Here is an 18,466-nt window from a genome sequence, read left to right as displayed (position 1 = left end):
TATCATCTCGTCGATGCACAAAGGGTTTGTATCCGCTATCCAATCTTCGTGATAATGCAAAGCAACCCATGCAGTACGGAGACGAACCGATGCCAGCGTTGAGAGATCTCGTCCAGCGGTCGCTGTCCGAAGACGCTATTCCGGTGTATCTGGACCGGGTCGAAGACCAGGCAGCCACGCTCCGGGAGGCTATTCGGGCCGGCGAACTCGACAACGAGGATTTCTCAGTTGGGCTGGAGATGGAGGTGTACGCTGTCGAGCGAGACGGCGAGTCCAGACTCACAGACCTCCCACAGTCGGTCTTCGACGCAGGCGCGACCAAGGAACTGGGTGTCCACAACGCCGAGATAAATACAGATCCCGACGTGTTCGACGAGGCGGGGTTGCGCTCGCAGGCAGACCGGATCGAGGCTGCGTTCGAGGCGGCCGACGACGCCGCTCGGGAGTCCGAGCGACTGCTGATTTCGGATGCGATGTGGACGATCTCGCCCGAGGAGAGTGCCGACTCGTATCTCTCCGATGTCGAGATCGAGGACGGCGTCACCGTCGCGACGAATATGCGCACTGATCCCCGCTACGCTGCAATCGACAACGACGTCCTGCGGGAGTTCGATGGTGAGATCAGACTCGACGTTCCCGGTGTCGACCGACGTTTTCCGTCCATTCTCTTCGAGTCACTCGCCACCTCGATCCAGCCACACCTCCAGATTCCGACTGCCGAGCAGTTCCCGGCGTACTACAACGCGGCGATTCGAACACTCGGGCCGCTACTGGCTCTGACGACGAACTCGCCGTTTCTCCCCCCGGAGCTGTACACGGACGTCGAGGACCCCCACGACCTCGTCGACCAGACACACCACGAACTCCGGATCGCGGTGTTCGAGCAGTCGGTCAACGCCACACCGAATCCGAAAGTCAGGGTTCCGGACGACATCGACAGCGCCGAAGAGACGATCGATCGGGTCGTCGAGGACGATCTCTTTGCTCCGTTCCTTCGTGAGTGGATCGTCGACGACCCCCGGGACTCCTTCGCAGCGGACACCTGGGAGTTTCAGTACAAACGGTCGACGTACTGGCGCTGGCTGCGGTGTGTCATCGGCGGCGATCCCGTCGACGGCGCGGGCAACGAGGAGTCGCTGCGTATCGAGTACCGGCCGATTCCGACACAGCCGACTGTCACAGACGTTGTCGCGGTGCAGTGGCTAACTGTGGGACTGCTCCGCGGACTCGTCGAGACTGACCACCCACTCCCGGCGCTGCCCTGGGCGGACGCAGAGACGAGTTTCTACAACGCGGCCCAGGACGGACTAGACGCTGATCTCGCCTGGATTACGGCCGACGGTGAGCAAACTTCAGACTCCGACGTGATCTTCGAGGAGGTGTTCGAACTCGCGCGTGCGGGGCTCCGAGACGCCGGCGTGTCGACTGCCGAAATCGACGACTATCTCGGCGGACTCGAAGCCCGCTGGACGGAGCGAACGACGCCGAGTATCTGGAAACAGAACCGTGTTCGTGACCGGCTGAACGATGGCGACGATCTCGCGACAGCGATCACGGCCGCTCAGAAGTCCTACATCCAGCACAGCCGTGAGTACGACTCCTTCGCCGACTGGCTGTAACCCCGGAGATCGGATTTCACTCCAGAAACTCGTCGCAGACCGCCGAAATCGCGTTGTGGAACTGGTGTGCTGTCTCGTACCGTTTGAGCTTCTCCCGCGCCGTTGCTTTCGCGAGTACCTCGGCGAGCGAGCCCGGAAGATCCGGGTTGTCCGTGCTCATCCCGAGCGGCCGGTCGGTCAACACCTGACTCTTGATATCCTCGAACGTACCGCTGTAGGGTGGATCGCCAGTGAAGGCGCTGTAGAGGGCCATCCCGAGCTGGTAGATATCCGTCCAGTGGTCGATGCTGCCGTACCGTCCATCGTAGTACTCCGGAGCACCGTAGCGCGGATCGAGATAGGATGCGGGGTTGTCGAAGTGGCGGTAGACCGGAATCAATCCCACGTTTTCGAGCATCGGAAGCGGCCTATCCTCCATGATCGACGGTGTGTACCGGATGCTGTGGGGATCGATTCCGCCGTGCATCAGATCGCGCTGGTGGAGTTCTGCCAGCGCACCGGTGAGATCGCGTGCCGACTCCAGTGCCTCGGCCGGCTCCAGTTTGCCACGTTCCCAGAGGGTCTGGTCGGTAAATTCGACTGCCACCCACGGACGCGGGGAGTCGCCCCAGTCGACGACACCGACGACACCCGGTGTCGCTGCATCTACCCACTGCCCGAGCTGCTGGCCGAGTGCCTGTCCGAATCCCGGCTGGTCGTGGTGCCGGTAGAGCCGCATGATCGCGATGTCTTCGGTCGATCCCTCGAAGGTCCGTGTCCGAACCGAATGTCCATATCGGGTTTCGGATTCCGGCCCCAGAAACTCGACCTCGTCGAACTTGCTCATCTCCTCGATGGCTGCAAACTCCTGGCCGTGTTCCATCTGCTCGATTCGCTTGCGCCGCGAGAGCCGCGACCAGCTGCGCTGTCGACTCGGTGAGGTCGTCTCGGTGTGATCGGTCTCCAGTTCGGAACTCGTCGTCGGGGAACTGTCCGACCTGGAGTACTGTTCGAGAAACTCCCGGGGAACCCGAACCATCCCCGAGCCCCCGACATCGACGAGGGTCTCTCCCTCTTCGGTCCCGCCCTCGCCGAAGGAGACCTGCCAGGTCCGGATCTTCTGCAGCCGCTGGTAGAGCAGCCTGGCCTCCCTTCGAGTCGTCGCAGCGAGCAACGCCTGTTTTACCATCTCGTCGTACTGGGTACCGATCGTCGCGAGTGTCCGCAACACCGGGTCGTGATACGGCCGCCGAACCGCCCACTCCGTCAGCGCCGTGATTATCGCTGGGCGAATCGCGGCGTTCGAGTGGGCAGTCTGACAGATAATGTAGCCGGCGTGTCGCCGAAGTCGGTTGTCGGCTGTCTCCAGCCCTCCGAACAACGAGCGGACGAACCCCTCCAGGGGGATTTCTCGCTCGTTGTCGGCGCCGTAGCCATCACTACCGGTGCCCATCAGCAGTTGGTAGCCGCCGAACCGTTAAGAACATTGAGGCCGCTGTTATCAGAACTGAATCCACAAAAGTCAGCAGAAGTCGGAGATATGGGTCAGTAGAACTCGCGAACGAGATCCATCGCACCTTCGGGTGCGCCCTCGGGCACGTCGGTCATCGGTGCCTCGATGCCTTCCTGCTCTTCGAACGGGACGCTGTCTTCGTTCTGGTAGATGACTCCCTGGTACTCTTTCTCGTCGCTGAGAATGGCAGCTTTGGCGGCTTCTCGATCTGTGCGATCGTGACCGTCCTCTTTGAGATCGACCAGCGTATCGCGGAAGTAGTCGTAGGTGTCGACGTCGTTGAACGTTACACAGGGAGAGTAGACGTTGACGAAGCCAAAGCCGTCGTGTTCGACTGCTTCCTGCACGATTTCGGCGTGGCGTTTCGAGTCCGAGGAGAAAGACTGCGCGATGAACGTCGCGCCGGCGGCGAGCGCGAGTGCGAGCGGGTTCACCGGCGGCATGTTCGTCCCGTCGGGTGAGGTCGATGTTTCGAAGTCCTCGCGGCTCGTCGGGGAGGCCTGCCCTTTCGTCAGCCCGTAGATCCGGTTGTCCATCACCACGTAGCTCATGTCGACGTTCCGACGCACTGCGTGAACGAAGTGCCCGGCACCGATTGAGTAGCCGTCACCGTCACCGCCGGCAACCATCACTTCCAGCTCCGGGTTGGCCATCTTCACGCCGATGCCAACCGGTAATGCGCGGCCGTGGACGCCGTGCAGCGCGTAGCTGTGCATGTAGGTGCCGATCTTGCCCGAACAGCCGATCCCCGCGACGATGAACGTGTTGTCGGGGTCGTTACCCGTTTCGGCGAGGGCTTTCATCATGCCGTTCATCGTCCCGAAATCGCCACAGCCCGGACACCACGTCGGCTGCTTGTCCGACTTGAAGTCGACGAATCTAACCTCGGAACTCATTGTTCCACCTCCGCTGTCTGTGGTTCGATGACATTTTTGATATCTGCTGCGAGTTCGTCCGCTTTGAAACGGACGCCGTTGTACTTGTTGATCCGCTCGACGCGTTCGAGTACGTCGTGTTCGATGAGGTCCGCGAACTGCCCCGTCGAGTTACACTCGACGACGACCGTCGTCTCGGCTGCCTCGATGGCATCCGAGAGATCGGGTCGCGGGAACAGATACGGGACGGAGATGAAGCGAACGTCGATATCCTCGTCGTCGAGATAGTCGAGGGCTTCGCGGAGGGGTCCCTCGTTCGATCCCCAGGAGAGAACGAGTGTGTCGGCGTCTGGATTGCCGAATTCGCGTGGCTCCCAGTCTTCTTCTTCGCGTGCTGTCTGGACTTTCCGTTCTCGTTTGTCGACCTGCTCGACACGGACTTCAGTCTCCTCCGTTCGTCGGCCCAGCTCGTCGTGTTCGAGACCAGTCGTCATATGTGCGCCGTCGGTCGTCCCCGGGAGGGCACGTGGGCTGACGCCGTCTGCGGTCGAAAAGTGCGCCTGGAAGCGACCCTGTTCGTCGAGCCAGGAGTCGATCTCCGACTCGTCGACGACTTTCCCGCGGTCGTTTTCTACCTCGTCCATATCGAACGTCTCCGGTGAGAACGTCTGTTCGGTGACCGCAAGCGAGAGATCCGAGACGAGGAAGACCGGAATCTGGTACTTCTCGGCGAGGTTGAACGCCTCGACAGTTTTCCAGAAACACTCCGCGACGGTGGTAGGTCCGACGACGAAGCGATCGATCTCGCCGTGGCCACCGTACAGCAGCATATCGAGATCGCCCTGTTCCTGTTTGGTCGGCATCCCGGTCGACGGCCCGGCACGCATCACGTCACAGATGACCAGTGGCGTCTCGCTGGTCGCGACCAGCCCGAAGGTTTCGGTCATCAGATCGATCCCTGGGCCGGAGGTCGCCGTCATCGAGCGTGCACCTGCTCGGGCGGCACCCAGCGCCATGTTGATCGCGGCGAGTTCGTCCTCGGCCTGAACGACTTTGCCGCCGAACTGATCGATCCGGCCGGTGAGATACTCCATCACGTCGGTTGCTGGCGTGATCGGATAGCCAGCGTAGAACTTACAGCCCGCGGCGAGTGCCCCCATCCCGATGGCCTCGTCACCGTTGAGCAAGACGAGATCCTGATCGGTCGTGTCGAGGTCGTAGTCGAACTCGTGATCGAAGTTCTCCTGGACGTACTCCTGGCCGAGCCGTGCAGATTCCTTGTTGTTTTTGACGATCGCAGTCCCCTTGTCGGAGAACCGTTTTTCCAGCGAGGCGTCGAGGTTCTCGATCGGGAAGTTAGAGACTTCACAGGCCGCGCCCAGCGCGACGACGTTGCGCATGATTCCCCCACCAGCTTCCTCCGCGAGGGTTTTCAGTGGGACATCCAGCCCGATCATCCCCTCGGGGATCTCGACGTCTTTCATCGAGGTGCGTTCACCGTCGTAGATGATGACGCTACCCTCGTGGAGTTCGTCCATGTTCTCTTCGATGGTCCGCTCGGTCAGCGCAATGAGGACGTCGAGTCGGTCGACGACACTTTCGACGCGGTCGACAGAGGTCCGGATCTTGTACGCCGTGTATCCCCCGCGGATACGCGACGCGAAATCCTTGGATGTGTAGACGTGTCTGCCCGCGCGTGAGAGCGCTTGCGCGAATATTTTCCCTGTAGAATCGATCCCATCGCCGGCTTCGCCGCCGATGGCCCAGTTCAGGTCGTCGGGCATACTAGATGGGGGTAGATAGTGCCGGAGCAAAAGACTTCTGCAATACTGCAGACAGCGGAACGATCACCACTTATCACCGACTGAATAGCGGCCCCGACAACGAACCCACCAACGCCGAGAACAGTTCGGGGGCTACAGCCGAGCGTTCCAGTAGGAGACCGAGGCGAGACGGTTCCCACCGGGTAGCTTTCTGATTCCGCCGTCGACCCGTCGGAGAGCCGACGCGACCTGGTTCGGAATCTCCCGGTAGAGACCGTAGGGAAACACCCAGTCGTGTTCCGCAGAGACGAGTCGTAGACCTGCTGTATCGAGCAAGCCGTGTACCTCTTGTTCCGAGTACAGTCGCGACCCCATCGGCAGCGCCCAGTTGTAGATCGTCCGCGTCGAGAATCCGTTGAACGTGTCGAAAAAGACCTGTTCACTCGAGACACGGCACATCTCTTCGAGAAACGCTTCGGGCGTATCTGCGAGGTGGAAAAATCGCATCGCAAAAACTGCGTCGAAGTGGTCGTCCGGGAACGGGAGTCGGCCAGCATCGCCGCGCATGTACTCCAGGTGGTCCGCGACCCCAGCCGACTGCGCGCGCTCGCGTCCCTGCTTGAGCATCGGGCCCGAGATATCCAGACCGACGATATCCGCACCACGTTCTGCAAGCATCGCGGTAAACCGACCGGTTCCACAGGCGATCTCCAGCACTCTCTTGTCCTCGACTGGGCCGAGTGCATCGAGAACTGCCTGCTTCTCCCGCCTGTCGATCAGGCGTCCGCCTTTCGAGAACCGTTTCTCGTCGTATTCTTCGGCCACATCATCGGCCTGGTACCACTCCTGTCCTTTCACGCTATCAGGCTCTCGCACAGCCAGCGTTAAAATGATACTGAATTACACACGGGGATATAACACTCGAATAACACGTACTGCCGGTCACATCCCCGATCCTGGAGATGTTCGGGAACGGAGTCGAAAAATCGATGGACTGAAAGCGGAATCTGTGTGAATCGAACTGTCAAAAAGATTTGTATAAGGGGGTGCCCTACCGATTATATACTCCCAATTCTTTGGATGTACATATAGCAAACGTTTACAAGCATCATGCAGAGATTGGACAGTATATGAGCACAATTGTGGAAGATCCGGGAAAAGCGAAGAGTACGCTAACTGAACAGGAATATCGCGATCGTCTTCGAGAACTGCCACCCAGTGCCAAACTGGTCGCGAAAATTCTCGAAACTGATGGTGCGCTTTCCCAGGGGAAACTGGCCGACGAGTCATTGTTACCCGATCGTACTGTACGCTACGCACTGAACCGGTTAGAGGAAGCCACCCTGGTCGAGTCCCGATACAGCGTTCAGGATGCCCGCAAACAGGTGTATTCGCTTACAGATCGTCAGTAACTCCGTGGAGGCTCTGAAGCGACGACGCGTACATCCTCGGTCACCTGGACCGAATAGAGCCGGCTAACTACCACCAGTTGGTCTCGGAGCAGTGAGCGAAGTACTGACTGGAGTCCTCGTCTCTGCCAGTCGGTTCGAGGTCTATGAGCGTGAACTGGGCGTTGTTTTCGGACGACGCACTTTTGGGTGGAGCCACGAATACGTCTGTGTGGACTCCCTCGAAACGGAACTGGAGCGGGCACGCTCGCTGTCGGTCGACGAGCTCGCCGACGCGATCGAATCGATCGGCTTCGAGTGTACACGCTGTGGCGCCTGCTGCAAAGCTGCTGACTGCGACTCCGACGGTTCGGAGGAATCAGAACCGCACACGGCAACGGTCTTTCCGGACGAAATTCGGTCGATTCAGAAACGCGAAGAGTACGACTGGCGGGACGTCGCCCGGCCGATGCCGTACGGGCTCTCGGAGGGGCCGGAGGGCCAGAGCGGAGAGACCTTCGAGTGGGCCTTGCAGACCGACGCCTGCGGTGACTGCATGTTTTACGACGAATCAGGCGCTGCGAGTGCCGACGAACCTGACGCCCAGCAGACGGGCGGTGGAGAGTGTACGATCTACGGCGACCGACCGCTGGTCTGCAAGACGTACCCGTTCAGTGTCGCCCTCGGCGGGACGAGCCAGCCGATGGGTGAGGCTGTCGATGGGGAAGGGATGGTCCGAGCGCACGAATGTGAGGGGCTGGGACGGGACATCTCCCGGACAGAAGCCGAAGACCTGGCCGGAGCACTCAAAGAGCGTGCGATCAGGGAACTCGAAGAAGCGATTCAGGTGCGAGACGAGTACGAGCCAGCAACGCCAGCCGACGGTGAAATCGTCGTCCACGACTCGGAGGGCGCCAAATCTCCCGATGGTTCGGTTCGGTGATAGTCAGTGCTGGGTCGCAAGGAATGGTTCTACCGGTAAATACTTTGAACGCGGAGACCCTTACTGTCACACGGAGGTCTACTACACTTGGAAATCTCGAATGACCTACTCTGTCTGTTCAGTGCTGATGTATCAGAAGTCGACGGAAAATACGTCGTCGAACTCCCGAGCCGGGAGATCGAAACGGGCTCTGTGACACCTGGGGATACCTACCGCGTTGCTCTCATCTCACCGGAAACCAGCGAGGAGCGCTCCGAACCCGAGGAGACTGCACCGGACGAACCACAGCCTCCTGTCGAACCGGGCGAAATCCGGTACGTCGAGATCGAAGATATCGGCAAACAGGGTGACGGGATCGCACGCGTCGAACGCGGCTACGTCATCATCGTCCCCGGCACGGATATCGGCGAACGCGTCAAGGTCGAAGTGACGGAGGTCAAATCGAACTTCGCTGTCGGGGAAGCGATCGACGAAGAGAACTGACGGTCTCTGCTGTTTTTCTGTCGTACCACTCCGGGCGCGCTGGCCGGCCACCACGCCAGAAAGGAGCGAAAAACCGCAAGAAGGCAGGCTGTTACCTGTTCGTACCAAACAGGCTATACGAGGTGGAGACATCTCTCTCTGTATGAGCGCAACCGTCGACGCGTCACGGGCAAGCCTCTCGGACAAACAGCACCGGATTCTCGAATTCCTGAAAGCACACGCGGACGAACAGACGTACTTCAAATCGCGACTCATCGCGGACGAACTCGACATGTCTGCCAAAGAGGTCGGGACCAACATGACCGCAATCGAGCGCGGCGAGTTCGATATCTCGGTCGAAAAGTGGGGCTACTCCTCCAGTACGACCTGGATGGTCACCGCGTAGTTACTCTTCGACGGTGTACTCGACCAGACTGGCTGCTGATTCGGCCAGTCGGGCCGCATCCTCGCCGAAGGAGTCGTCGTATCGGACGAGCAAGAGCAATACGGTCTCCGGGTCGACGATACTGTAGCCGTCCGTTCGGGAGAGGATGCCTGCCTCGTCGAGTTGTGCCGCGTAGCGGCTCACGGTCGGCCGCGAGACGTCGAGTGCCGTTGCGATATCACTGGCTGATGCGTCCGGTGCTTCCAGCAGTGTGATCAGGAGTCCCCGCGGCGTGTCACGCCGGAGATACCCGAAAATAACCTGTTCGAACTCGGTAAACCGGTCGGCGGGGAAGTACCTGCTGTAATCGCCGTCTTTTCTGCTCTCGACGACACCGTTCGATTCGAGTTCGCGGAGGTGGTGCTGTGTCTCGCCGGTGCCGAGTTTGAGATCGTCACGGATCTTCGAAAAGTGCGCGCCAGGTGTCGCGGAGACGTAGCCCGCGATCGCGTCCGGCGTGTCGCTCTCGCTTTCGTCCGCGCTCGCGAGGCCGACGAGCGGGCTCGCTGCACCCAGCGCAGCGAATCGGCGCAAGGTTGCCCGTTTGGACTGGTCGACCTCCGAGTCACGACCCATTACTGTCCCCTAATGTGTGGCATCAATAAAACGACTTCGTTACTGACAGTCAGTTGCTGATCGAACGCTGCGACGACGATCGAAGAGTTATCAGTTGGCTTCAATCGCTGCTGTCGGTCGTGTCGCCCTCACCGTCGATGTTTAATTGGTCTGCCTCACCGATGATTTCGTCGGGGTCTTTGATCTCAGCCTGGCTCTCGCCGTGTTTGACCGCTGCAGCCTCCTCTTCCATCTGCTCGATATCGACGACATCTTCCTCGTCGCTGAACTCGCTGATGATCTCCTCGATATCGTCGAGGCCGAGCATCTCGCGGGTCTCCTCGTCGAACTCCATCCCTTCGAGGACGTGGCCGTTCTCCTTGGTGTCGCTACCCTGGAGGTGTTTGCCGTACCGGCCGACGAGTGAGGTCAGTTCCTGTGGCAGGACGAACTTCGTCGATTCGCCCTTGCCGATCTCTTCGAGGGTCTCCATACCGCGTTCGATGACGGCCCGCTCACCCATCGATTCGGCGGATTTCGCCCGGAGCACGGTCGAGATCGCGTCACCCTGTGCTTCGAGGATCTGGCTCTGTTTCTCACCCTGTGCGCGGATGATGTTGGACTGTTTGTCACCCTGTGCTTCCTCGATCGCACTGCGGCGTTCACCCTGCGCTTCGAGGATCATGGCACGGCGGCGGCGCTCTGCGGAGGTCTGTTTCTCCATCGCCTGCTGGACGTCCTTGCTCGGGTTGACCTCGCGGACCTCGACACTCTCGACACGGATCCCCCACTCGTCTGTGGGTTCGTCGAGTTCGCGGCGGATCTTGGCGTTGATCTCCTGGCGTTTGTTGAGTGTGTCGTCGAGTTCCATATCGCCCAGCACCGCTCGCAGCGTGGTCTGGGCGAGATTCGAGACGGCCCGTTTGTAGTCGTCGACTTCGAGGAACGCTTTCTCGGCGTTCATCACCTTGATGTAGACGACGGCGTCGGCGGTGACTGGCGAGTTGTCCCGTGTGATCGCCTCCTGACGGGGAACGTCGAGTGTCTGGGTTCGCATGTCGAAGTTGTACGTCTTCGTCACGAACGGCAACACGAAGTTCAGCCCGGGTTCGAGCAGGCCCTGATATTTCCCGAACCGGGTGTACGCACGTTTCTCGTATGCTTTCACAATTACGACACTGTTGTACGCCGTGACGACAGCGAGCAAGAAGAGAATGAGTGCGAGAATACTCGCAGTCATCCCCGACTGGAGCGCTATGGATGGAATCATTACGGCAGAATGTTAGTAATTCTCAACAAAAAGTGTTTGTACATAGTCTCTCGCCGAGAAACGGCGAGGTACGCCAGCAGGGTGGAGCCACGAGTACCAGAAGAATCAACAGGATCTACGACTATGGACAGACAAGACGACCGAACCAATGAACCAGGATCAGGCAGTCGAGGGGCTGAAAGGGCTCGGGTTGACTACTTACGAGGCGCGGGTGTTCGTGGCGCTTCAGAAACTCGGCCACGGCGCAGCGAGCGAGATCAGCGACGTCGCGGACGTTCCGCGATCCCAGGTCTACGGCGCTGCAGACGGACTGGAGGAACGGGGGCTCGTCGAAACCCAGCAGTCAACACCGACTGTGTACAGGCCGGTGCCCCTGGAGCAGGCCCGGAAACACCTGCTCGATCAGCTCGCAGAGACCGGGGCAGATGCCTTCGAGTACCTGGAAACAGTCCAGAACACCCACGAACACGAGGAGCGAAGCGAGTCGATCTGGCTCGTAAACAGCGCCGACGCGATCAAATCCCGGACCGGGGAACTGATAGACGACGCCGACGACCGGATCCTCTACGCAGCAGACCGGCAGGATCTCTGTGACGAGAAGACGCTGGCTGCTCTGGAAGCGGCCGCCACGGAAGGAGTCTCGGTCATGTTCGCAAGCGTCAATCAGTCCGTTCTCGATTCGTTGCCCGACGACAGCGCAATCAAGCAGTACAAGATCCCCGACGATCGGGATATGGACGTCAGCACCGGGCGGTTGCTCATCGTCGATGGGGAGACGCTGCTTTTGAGTACCTTCTCCGATACCGAGGAGAACACGGAAGTCGCCTTCTGGACCAGCGAGAACATCTTCGCGGCAGTGATCATCGAGCTGGCCGAGGAGTGGCTCCAGAACCCCTTCGAGTCAGCTGGTCGTCTGTAGCCGACCGGTGTGTTATTTGTACTCGGTCGACATAACGGAAAGACGCTGTTCGATGAGAGACGTGCTACTCGCCAACTACGTGGGGGACAGCTAACGAGACAATGGTTTCGGTAGTCGAAATATTCGTCCGGATTGCTGGGGAGAATCCAGTGATTCAGGGGCTGGTCGGCGGGATCGTCATCGCCGGGATGAATCTGTTCGGTGCGTCACTGGTGCTCGTCTGGCGGGATCCGTCCGAGCGAGCGCTCGACGGTGCACTCGGGTTCGCAGCCGGCGTCATGCTCGCTGCAGCCTTCACGAGTCTGATCATTCCCGGGATCGAGCAGTACTCCGGCGGAAATCCGCTTCCCACGCTCGTCGGGGTAATCCTCGGTGTCATCTTTCTGGATCAGGCAGACGGACTCGTCCCACACGCACACTATCTCCTGACTGGGAGTCGACGATCGGACCAGGCCGATCCAAAAACCTCGCTACCGGTGGACAAGGAACGCCTCGAACCGGTGATCCTGTTCATTCTGGCGATCACACTCCACAATATGCCCGAGGGACTGGCTGTCGGCGTCGGGTTTGGCTCTGGCGATATCGAGAACGCGATCGCGTTGATGCTCGCCATCGGGATCCAGAATATTCCCGAGGGGCTGGCGGTCTCGGTGGCGGCGATCAACGCGGGACTGGACCGACGGAGCTACGCCGTCTTCGCCGGGTTACGCTCCGGGGTTGTCGAGATCCCACTCGCACTTCTGGGCGCAGTGGCCGTGAGTCAGGTCGAACCACTGCTCCCGTACGCGATGGGGTTCGCTGCGGGTGCGATGTTGTTCGTCATCTCGGACGAGATCATTCCCGAAACACACACGCGGGGACACGAGCGAATCGCGACACTCGGCGTGATGGCCGGTGTCGTGGTCATGCTGTATCTCGACGTGAGCCTCGGATAATCGCAACCGACGGGATGATACCATCCGCGGACTGAACGGTGCCCATGGGAACTGCGCTCGACAGTCGCGAAGACCAGATCGCCGAAGTACTCGACCGCCTCCACGACGAGTATCCCGACACGACCATCTCGCTCAATTTTTCGAACCGTCTCGAACTACTGGTTGCAGTCGTTCTCTCCGCCCAGTGTACCGACGAACGCGTCAACAAGGTCACCGCTGATCTCTTCGAGAAGTACCAGTCTGTGGAAGATTATGCAACTGTGGACCAGGAAGAACTGGCCGAGGATCTCAACTCGGTGACGTACTACAACAACAAAGCGGAGTACATCCGGACGGCCGCAGGGAAGCTCATCGACGAACACGACGGCGAGGTTCCGGATACGATGTCGGAACTGACTGATCTGCCAGGCGTCGGGCGGAAGACGGCAAACGTCGTTCTCCAGCATGGCCACGACATCGTCGAGGGCGTTGTCGTCGATACACACGTCCAGCGGTTGACGCGCAGACTCGGCATTACAGAAGCGAAACGGCCGGAAGCGATCGAGGAAGAGCTGATGGAGATCGCTCAAGACGGCGAGTGGCAGCAGCTGACCCATCTGTTCATCAGTCACGGGCGTGCAGTGTGCACAGCACGTAACCCCGACTGCGGGGCGTGTGTCCTCGAAGATCTCTGCCCGTCGTCGAAGCAAGACAGCGAGGTCGATCTTGCGAGTGGCGAGGAGTGGAGCGCGTAGCCGACTCCACGGCTGTATTCCTGATCTCGCAACGTACAAGTTTCTTAACGACCTACGACAGATAGATGGGTCGACTCTCACGCCGCCAGTTTACAGGACTTCTCGCTAGCGGGGCTACCCTTTTGCTCTCGGGCTGTACCGAAGCGTTCGGTGAGTATCTCGGCAACGATCAGGAGGGCAAACTTCTCGTCGTCACGACGAACCTGCGGGTCACGAATACCACGGGAGACGAGACCGAGTACCCGGCGGATATTGCGGCCCGTATCGTCGTCGAGAACAGGCGGTCCGAGCGACAGCAGGCGACACTGGAAGCGATACTTCGTCACGACCGACCGGCCGGTGAGCCAGAGGAGTGGACCAACACGAGGGAACTCAACCTCGGACGCGGTGTCTCACCGACCATAGAGATGCTCTTCGAATCCGTTTTCGAGGAAGGCGACAAACTGGAGAATTACGAGATCGAAGCAGCGATCCTCGGACCGGGCGAATAACGGCTCCAGGGCTATTTTTTTGTTGCGTGGCCTGAAAGTACCGGTATGGCCGGACATGGAATCGACGCCTCGTTGGTGGTGTTTGCCGTCAGCCTCCTGATCGGTGGGTTTGCGATCCACGTCGGATCGATCGTCGCATTTGCATCCCGCAACTACTCACACGCAGTGTTGACGGCACTGCTCGGCGCACTCGCGTGGGCGGTCGTCGATTTCGGACTCTCGGAGCTTGGTATCAGTGGATTACCGGCTTCGGTGGCTGGCTTGCTCGTCTGGATCTACGTGGTGCGACTGCGCTACAGCGTCGGCTGGATCCGGGCAGGCATCGTCGCCGCCGGCGCGTGGCTTGCGGCGCTTTTCGTCCTCGTCCTGTTCGCCGCCCTCGGGATCGGGAATCTCGAAGCGTTCGGCGTGCCCGGCCTGTGACCGGGGGTCTGAACGCTAACGATTTTAGTGGGGGCAGCATCAACCAGACGTATGGAGCTCGAAGACCATGCCGAGGAGCTCGCCTCCGCCCTCGGCGCTGACAAAGAGGAGGTCAAAGCCGATCTAGAGAACCTGCTGTCCTACAGCGTCCCCGTCGACGAGGCCAAAGAGAGTCTCCGGCGGAAGTACGGGGATGGAACCGATTCCAGCAGCGAGATAGCGACGAAACAGATCGACGAGATCACCACGAGCGACAGCAACGTCTCGACGACGGTGCGTGTCCTGTCGGTCGGCCAACGCTCGATCCAGTACAACGGTGACAACCACGTCATTTTCGAGGGTGAACTCGCCGACGAAACGGGGAAAATATCCTACACTGCCTGGGAGGATTTCGGTCTCGAAGCGGGTGAGACCATCACCATCGGCAACGCTGGTGTCCGTGAATGGGAAGAGAAACCCGAGCTGAATCTCGGAGAGTCCACCGATATCGAACGCGAGGAGACGACGCTTTCGGTCCCGTTCGAGGTCGGTGGTGACGCGACGCTCGCGGAACTCGAACCGGGCGACCGTGGAATCAACGTCGAGGTCAGGGTCCTCGAATGCGAGACGAAGACGATCAACGGTCGTGACGGGGAGACAGAGATCTTGAGCGGCGAACTCGGCGACGAGAGCGGCCGGCTCCCCTTCACCGACTGGGAGCCCCGTGCGGAGATCGAAGAAGGGGCCTCGGTCCGGATCGAGAACACCTTCATCCGCGAGTTCCGGGGCGTCCCGTCGGTGAACGTCTCGGAGTTTTCGTCCGTCGAGCGACTCGACCAGCCCGTCGAGGTATCCGCCACCGCACCGAGATACTCGGTCCGGGATGCGATCGCCACGGGTGGGCTGTACGACGTCGAACTCGTCGGGAACGTCGTCGCGATCCGCGACGGCTCTGGACTGATCGAACGCTGTCCGGAGTGTGGCCGCGTCACACAGAACGGGCAGTGTCGCAGCCACGGCGAGGTCGACGGCGAAGACGACCTCCGGACGAAAGCCATCCTCGACGACGGCACCGGAACGGTGACTGTCATTCTCGACGAGGAGCTGACGGCCGAGGTGTACGGCGGCGACCTGGCGGCAGCGATGGACCACGCCCGCGATGCGATGGACCGTGAGGTTGTCGCCGAGGATATCGCGTCGAAAGTCGTCGGCCACGAGTACGTCGTCCGCGGCTCGTTGACGATCGACGATTACGGCGCGAATCTGGAGGCCTCGACGTTCGGCGAACACGACGAAGAGCCGGCGACGCGTGCCGAACAGTTCCTCGCCGAGGTGGAACAATGAGCGAATCGGAGCAAAGCGGTGCCGGGCGGCGGGAAGTCGCCTACCGGATCTTCGCCGCGGAGTTCAACGACGCCGATTTCTCCTTCTCGGAGAGCGACGAGGAGCGCGCACCGAGTTACGTCGTAACGCCGACCGGTGCGCGGGCGAACCGGCTGTTCGTCGTCGGCGTCCTCACCGAGATCGAAGCGGTCAGCGAGGACGTGTTGCGCGGACGGGTCGTCGATCCGACCGGTGCGTTCGTGCTCTATGCCGGCCAGTACCAGCCGGACGAACAGGCGTTTCTCGAACGGGCCGAGCCACCGATGTTCGTCGCTGTCACCGGGAAAGCACGCACCTTCCAGCCGGAGGACAGTGATCAGGTGTTCACGTCGATCCGGCCGGAGTCGATCAGCGAGGTCGACGCCAAAACCCGGGATCGGTGGATAATCCAGGCCGCAGAGCAAACGACCGAGCGTATCGGCTGGATGGCCCACGCGATGACGCTGAACACCGGAGAAGGGCTGCGCGAGATGCTCGTCGACCGGGGGGCAGACGACGGACTCGCTCACGGGATCGAACTCGCACTCGCCGAGTACGGGACGACACCGACCTACCTGGATGCGCTGCGAGAGATGGCGCTCGACACTGCTCGTGTCGTCGCAGACCAGAAAGACGAGATAACGGCCCACAGCAAAGCGCCCGACGCTGCAGGCGATCTGACCGCCGAGGAACTTGCTGCGCGAGTCACTGTCGACGTCGAAGAGCCGTCGACGACAGCTGACACCGGCCAAGCCGACGTTTCACAACCAGATCAATCAGCAGCCAGCGAATCGACGCCAGCCGACACCTCTGATGAGCCGACGGATGCCGGCACCGCTGATTCTGGAACTGACTCGGCGACTGCTGAGACAGAGTCGACCGAGAGTGTGCCAGATGAGACGGCAGCCACCCCGGAGTCGACAGAAGCCACCGAGGAGCCACCTGCAGACGCCGAGGAGCCATCGACTGCCAGTGCTGGCTCTGCCGAGACGGCGTCACCCGAGGGCTCAGCTTCGGCGGATTCGGAGGGCGAGGACGCCGACGATCTCGGTGATTTCGAGCCGGAGGAGTTCGAACTCGAAGCGGAGACACGTGAAGAGGTCGAAGAAGAGTTCGGCACCGAGTTCCAGACCGGGACCGAGGTCGACGACCCCGGCGAGGCCGGAATCGAGACGCCCGAAGAGGTCGCCGACGAGCCGCCGACCTCGGATCCCGACGCAACCGCCCAAGCGGATGCAGCCGATGGCGCTGCAGAGAGTGCCGACACTCCCGACCAGCAGGACGAACCAGCAGAAACGATTGCGGAACCGGAGCCAGAACCGGAACCTGCGGATCAGCAGGCCACAGGCACAGACGAGCCAGACGAGGAGGAACCCGAGGATCTGCAGGCAGCAGTCGTCGAGTTGATGGGCGAGCTCGACACGGGTGATGGTGCGGACAAGGAGGATCTGATCGCCGAGATGGACGCACGGTACGGCACCGACCGCGAGACTGTCGAGGATGCGATCCAGGATGCACTGATGGATGGGCAGTGTTACGAACCCGACGACAGCCTGCTCAAACCGATCTGATGCTCGTCGAACCGGTCCCGAACGAACGGGCGGCCACCGCGACCGTCGACGGGGAGCGGTTACTGATCGTCGCCGATTACCACGCCGGTATCGAGACAGTACTCCAGAGCAATGGCGTCGAGATCAGGAGCCAGGCCGACAGCCGCCGCGAGCGACTGCTCGGACTGCTTGCAGAAACAGGTACGGATCGACTGGTCGTGCTTGGCGATCTCGTCCACGCCATTGGAGCGCCCTGGGAGAGCGAACGCGAGGAACTCCGGGAACTGTTCGATGCGCTTTCGGTGCCCGTGACACTCGTCAAGGGGAACCACGACGGCGAGATCGAGGCGTTTCTCGACGAACTGGATCACGATATAACGGTCACCTCGTCGGGGGGCACCCGGATCGGCCCGATCGGCTTCGTCCACGGCCAGACGTGGCCAGCGGTCGACCTCCTCGAAGCCGAGGTCATCTGCATGGGGCACGAACATCCGGTGGTGCGCCTCGAAGACAGCGTCGGTGGGAGTCGCATCGAACGTGTCTGGCTCCGTGGGGAGATCGCACTCTCTGGATTTCAGGAGCAATACGACAGACAGCTGACCGGAGAGTGCGCCCTCGTCGTCTTTCCGTCGTTCAACGACCGGTCGGGTGGAACCTGGATCAACGTCGAGGGCCGGGAGTTTCTCTCCCCATTCCTGCCACAGGGGCTCACGAACGGCCGGGTATACCTGCTCGATGGGACCAGACTCGGCGCGTACGAAACTGTTTGAATACCGTTCGAGCCTGTCATAGAAAGCGTCACGTACGAAGCGGCAGGGTGCGCGAAGTGTGTCCAACACAAGCGCAACCCTGCAAGACGTAGCTTCGGTAGACGACTTCTTGAATGTCGCGGCTACCGAGACAGTTCCGCTGTTTGAACACCTTGATTTCGATTTTCTGCTGGAGTTCGACGTGTTCGCCCCCGCTTCGAGGGGGCGAACACGAGTTCACGAACCACCAGACCTCTTTTGCGGCTTTCTGCACTGCTACTACGAGAACGTCTACGGCACTCGTCCAGTTACACGAGAACTCCAGCACAGCCTTGTCTGGTACTACTGCGGCCTCGACAAACCGCCATCTAGAGACACTGTTGATCGCTTTCTCACCGATCTCGAACACGTTATCGACGATATCTTCGACAGACTCGTGGGGGGGGGGGCCCCCCCCCCCCCCCGCCACGCACCCAACCAAAAAAAAAAGAGACCAAAAACAACGGAAAACC

At 60.5% G+C, this 18,466-nt stretch carries 19 protein-coding genes and 1 pseudogene; 14 read left to right on the top strand and 6 right to left on the bottom strand.

Annotated elements, in window-relative coordinates; all coding sequences use genetic code 11:
* Nucleotides 1-89 precede the first annotated feature (89 nt).
* Complete coding sequence (locus tag EOW68_RS01575; RefSeq protein WP_128223425.1) at nucleotides 90-1,619, top strand: glutamate-cysteine ligase family protein; 1,530 nt, start codon at nucleotides 90-92, stop codon at nucleotides 1,617-1,619.
* Between the two features lie 16 nt (nucleotides 1,620-1,635).
* On the opposite strand, the gene EOW68_RS01570 is transcribed toward EOW68_RS01575, so the two are convergent.
* From EOW68_RS01570 to EOW68_RS01555, 4 genes are all read right to left on the bottom strand, one after another.
* Nucleotides 1,636-3,051, bottom strand: coding sequence for a serine/threonine protein kinase (locus tag EOW68_RS01570; RefSeq protein ID WP_128223424.1), 1,416 nt, complete (start codon nucleotides 3,049-3,051; stop codon nucleotides 1,636-1,638).
* A 92-nt stretch (nucleotides 3,052-3,143) separates the two neighbouring features.
* On the bottom strand, nucleotides 3,144-4,007 hold the full coding sequence (locus EOW68_RS01565) for a 2-oxoacid:ferredoxin oxidoreductase subunit beta (RefSeq protein ID WP_128223423.1): 864 nt from the start codon (nucleotides 4,005-4,007) through the stop codon (nucleotides 3,144-3,146).
* A complete protein-coding gene (locus tag EOW68_RS01560) occupies nucleotides 4,004-5,770 on the bottom strand; it encodes a 2-oxoacid:acceptor oxidoreductase subunit alpha (protein WP_128223422.1) in 1,767 nt (588 codons plus the stop codon). The genes EOW68_RS01565 and EOW68_RS01560 overlap by 4 nt, the downstream gene beginning before the upstream one ends.
* 132 nt (nucleotides 5,771-5,902) lie before the next feature.
* Nucleotides 5,903-6,607, bottom strand: a complete 705-nt coding sequence (locus tag EOW68_RS01555; protein ID WP_128223421.1) for a class I SAM-dependent methyltransferase — start codon at nucleotides 6,605-6,607, stop codon at nucleotides 5,903-5,905.
* A gap of 272 nt (nucleotides 6,608-6,879) precedes the next feature.
* On the opposite strand from EOW68_RS01555, the gene EOW68_RS01550 reads away from it, so the two are divergent.
* The 4 genes from EOW68_RS01550 (at nucleotide 6,880) to EOW68_RS01535 (ending at nucleotide 8,948) form a co-directional block, all read left to right on the top strand.
* Nucleotides 6,880-7,161 (top strand): ArsR family transcriptional regulator, encoded by a 282-nt coding sequence (locus tag EOW68_RS01550; protein WP_128223420.1) that lies wholly within the window; start codon nucleotides 6,880-6,882, stop codon nucleotides 7,159-7,161.
* A gap of 208 nt (nucleotides 7,162-7,369) precedes the next feature.
* Nucleotides 7,370-8,080, top strand: coding sequence for a YkgJ family cysteine cluster protein (locus EOW68_RS01545; RefSeq protein WP_128223419.1), 711 nt, complete (start codon nucleotides 7,370-7,372; stop codon nucleotides 8,078-8,080).
* Nucleotides 8,081-8,167: 87 nt separating this feature from the next.
* The gene (locus EOW68_RS01540; RefSeq protein WP_128223418.1) at nucleotides 8,168-8,563 is read left to right on the top strand and encodes a TRAM domain-containing protein; all 396 of its coding nucleotides are present in this window, start codon (nucleotides 8,168-8,170) and stop codon (nucleotides 8,561-8,563) included.
* Nucleotides 8,564-8,705: 142 nt separating this feature from the next.
* Nucleotides 8,706-8,948 carry a DUF7123 family protein gene (locus EOW68_RS01535; RefSeq protein ID WP_128223417.1) on the top strand — a complete coding sequence of 81 codons (243 nt, stop codon included), beginning with the start codon at nucleotides 8,706-8,708 and terminating at the stop codon, nucleotides 8,946-8,948.
* On the opposite strand, the gene EOW68_RS01530 is transcribed toward EOW68_RS01535, so the two are convergent.
* Both EOW68_RS01530 and EOW68_RS01525 read right to left on the bottom strand, forming a co-directional pair.
* Complete coding sequence (locus tag EOW68_RS01530; protein WP_128223416.1) at nucleotides 8,949-9,563, bottom strand: winged helix-turn-helix transcriptional regulator; 615 nt, start codon at nucleotides 9,561-9,563, stop codon at nucleotides 8,949-8,951.
* 100 nt (nucleotides 9,564-9,663) lie between these two features.
* Nucleotides 9,664-10,812, bottom strand: a complete 1,149-nt coding sequence (locus tag EOW68_RS01525; RefSeq protein ID WP_128223415.1) for an SPFH domain-containing protein — start codon at nucleotides 10,810-10,812, stop codon at nucleotides 9,664-9,666.
* 148 nt (nucleotides 10,813-10,960) lie between these two features.
* On the opposite strand from EOW68_RS01525, the gene EOW68_RS01520 reads away from it, so the two are divergent.
* From EOW68_RS01520 to EOW68_RS01480, 9 genes and pseudogenes are all read left to right on the top strand, one after another.
* Nucleotides 10,961-11,731 (top strand): TrmB family transcriptional regulator, encoded by a 771-nt coding sequence (locus EOW68_RS01520; RefSeq protein WP_128223414.1) that lies wholly within the window; start codon nucleotides 10,961-10,963, stop codon nucleotides 11,729-11,731.
* A 101-nt stretch (nucleotides 11,732-11,832) separates the two neighbouring features.
* Complete coding sequence (locus EOW68_RS01515; RefSeq protein ID WP_128223413.1) at nucleotides 11,833-12,666, top strand: ZIP family metal transporter; 834 nt, start codon at nucleotides 11,833-11,835, stop codon at nucleotides 12,664-12,666.
* A gap of 44 nt (nucleotides 12,667-12,710) precedes the next feature.
* Nucleotides 12,711-13,400, top strand: a complete 690-nt coding sequence (gene nth / locus EOW68_RS01510) for an endonuclease III (protein ID WP_128223412.1) — start codon at nucleotides 12,711-12,713, stop codon at nucleotides 13,398-13,400.
* Nucleotides 13,401-13,465: 65 nt separating this feature from the next.
* On the top strand, nucleotides 13,466-13,891 hold the full coding sequence (locus tag EOW68_RS01505) for a hypothetical protein (RefSeq protein WP_128223411.1): 426 nt from the start codon (nucleotides 13,466-13,468) through the stop codon (nucleotides 13,889-13,891).
* A 45-nt stretch (nucleotides 13,892-13,936) separates the two neighbouring features.
* Entirely contained in the window at nucleotides 13,937-14,314 is a 378-nt protein-coding gene (locus tag EOW68_RS01500; protein WP_128223410.1) for a hypothetical protein, read from the top strand.
* A gap of 51 nt (nucleotides 14,315-14,365) precedes the next feature.
* Complete coding sequence (locus EOW68_RS01495; RefSeq protein ID WP_128223409.1) at nucleotides 14,366-15,637, top strand: Single-stranded DNA binding protein; 1,272 nt, start codon at nucleotides 14,366-14,368, stop codon at nucleotides 15,635-15,637.
* Nucleotides 15,634-17,226 (top strand): RPA family protein, encoded by a 1,593-nt coding sequence (locus EOW68_RS01490; protein WP_128223408.1) that lies wholly within the window; start codon nucleotides 15,634-15,636, stop codon nucleotides 17,224-17,226. Before EOW68_RS01495 ends, EOW68_RS01490 begins: the two co-directional genes overlap by 4 nt.
* A complete protein-coding gene (locus EOW68_RS01485; RefSeq protein WP_128223407.1) occupies nucleotides 17,226-17,975 on the top strand; it encodes a metallophosphoesterase in 750 nt (249 codons plus the stop codon). The genes EOW68_RS01490 and EOW68_RS01485 overlap by 1 nt, the downstream gene beginning before the upstream one ends.
* A 58-nt stretch (nucleotides 17,976-18,033) precedes the next feature.
* A pseudogene (locus tag EOW68_RS01480) lies at nucleotides 18,034-18,381 on the top strand (IS5/IS1182 family transposase); the annotation flags it as partial.
* Nucleotides 18,382-18,466 lie beyond the last annotated feature (85 nt).

The sequence above is a fragment of the Halovenus amylolytica genome (assembly GCA_004015825.1).
GTDB lineage: Archaea > Halobacteriota > Halobacteria > Halobacteriales > Haloarculaceae > Halovenus > Halovenus amylolytica.
Note: the sequence above shows the minus strand (reverse complement) of the source record. Positions and strands in the feature narration are given on the sequence as shown.

Excerpts from the sequence above, each read along its gene's own strand:
- EOW68_RS01575 (WP_128223425.1), top strand. The coding sequence starts at position 90 with ATGCCAGCGTTGAGAGATCTCGTCCAGCGGTCGCTGTCCGAAGACGCT.
- EOW68_RS01570 (WP_128223424.1), bottom strand. The coding sequence starts at position 3,051 with ATGGGCACCGGTAGTGATGGCTACGGCGCCGACAACGAGCGAGAAATC.
- EOW68_RS01565 (WP_128223423.1), bottom strand. The coding sequence starts at position 4,007 with ATGAGTTCCGAGGTTAGATTCGTCGACTTCAAGTCGGACAAGCAGCCG.
- EOW68_RS01560 (WP_128223422.1), bottom strand. The coding sequence starts at position 5,770 with ATGCCCGACGACCTGAACTGGGCCATCGGCGGCGAAGCCGGCGATGGG.
- EOW68_RS01550 (WP_128223420.1), top strand. The coding sequence starts at position 6,880 with ATGAGCACAATTGTGGAAGATCCGGGAAAAGCGAAGAGTACGCTAACT.
- EOW68_RS01535 (WP_128223417.1), top strand. The coding sequence starts at position 8,706 with ATGAGCGCAACCGTCGACGCGTCACGGGCAAGCCTCTCGGACAAACAG.
- EOW68_RS01530 (WP_128223416.1), bottom strand. The coding sequence starts at position 9,563 with ATGGGTCGTGACTCGGAGGTCGACCAGTCCAAACGGGCAACCTTGCGC.
- EOW68_RS01525 (WP_128223415.1), bottom strand. The coding sequence starts at position 10,812 with ATGATTCCATCCATAGCGCTCCAGTCGGGGATGACTGCGAGTATTCTC.
- EOW68_RS01520 (WP_128223414.1), top strand. The coding sequence starts at position 10,961 with ATGAACCAGGATCAGGCAGTCGAGGGGCTGAAAGGGCTCGGGTTGACT.
- EOW68_RS01515 (WP_128223413.1), top strand. The coding sequence starts at position 11,833 with ATGGTTTCGGTAGTCGAAATATTCGTCCGGATTGCTGGGGAGAATCCA.
- nth (WP_128223412.1), top strand. The coding sequence starts at position 12,711 with ATGGGAACTGCGCTCGACAGTCGCGAAGACCAGATCGCCGAAGTACTC.
- EOW68_RS01505 (WP_128223411.1), top strand. The coding sequence starts at position 13,466 with ATGGGTCGACTCTCACGCCGCCAGTTTACAGGACTTCTCGCTAGCGGG.
- EOW68_RS01500 (WP_128223410.1), top strand. The coding sequence starts at position 13,937 with ATGGCCGGACATGGAATCGACGCCTCGTTGGTGGTGTTTGCCGTCAGC.
- EOW68_RS01495 (WP_128223409.1), top strand. The coding sequence starts at position 14,366 with ATGGAGCTCGAAGACCATGCCGAGGAGCTCGCCTCCGCCCTCGGCGCT.
- EOW68_RS01490 (WP_128223408.1), top strand. The coding sequence starts at position 15,634 with ATGAGCGAATCGGAGCAAAGCGGTGCCGGGCGGCGGGAAGTCGCCTAC.
- EOW68_RS01485 (WP_128223407.1), top strand. The coding sequence starts at position 17,226 with ATGCTCGTCGAACCGGTCCCGAACGAACGGGCGGCCACCGCGACCGTC.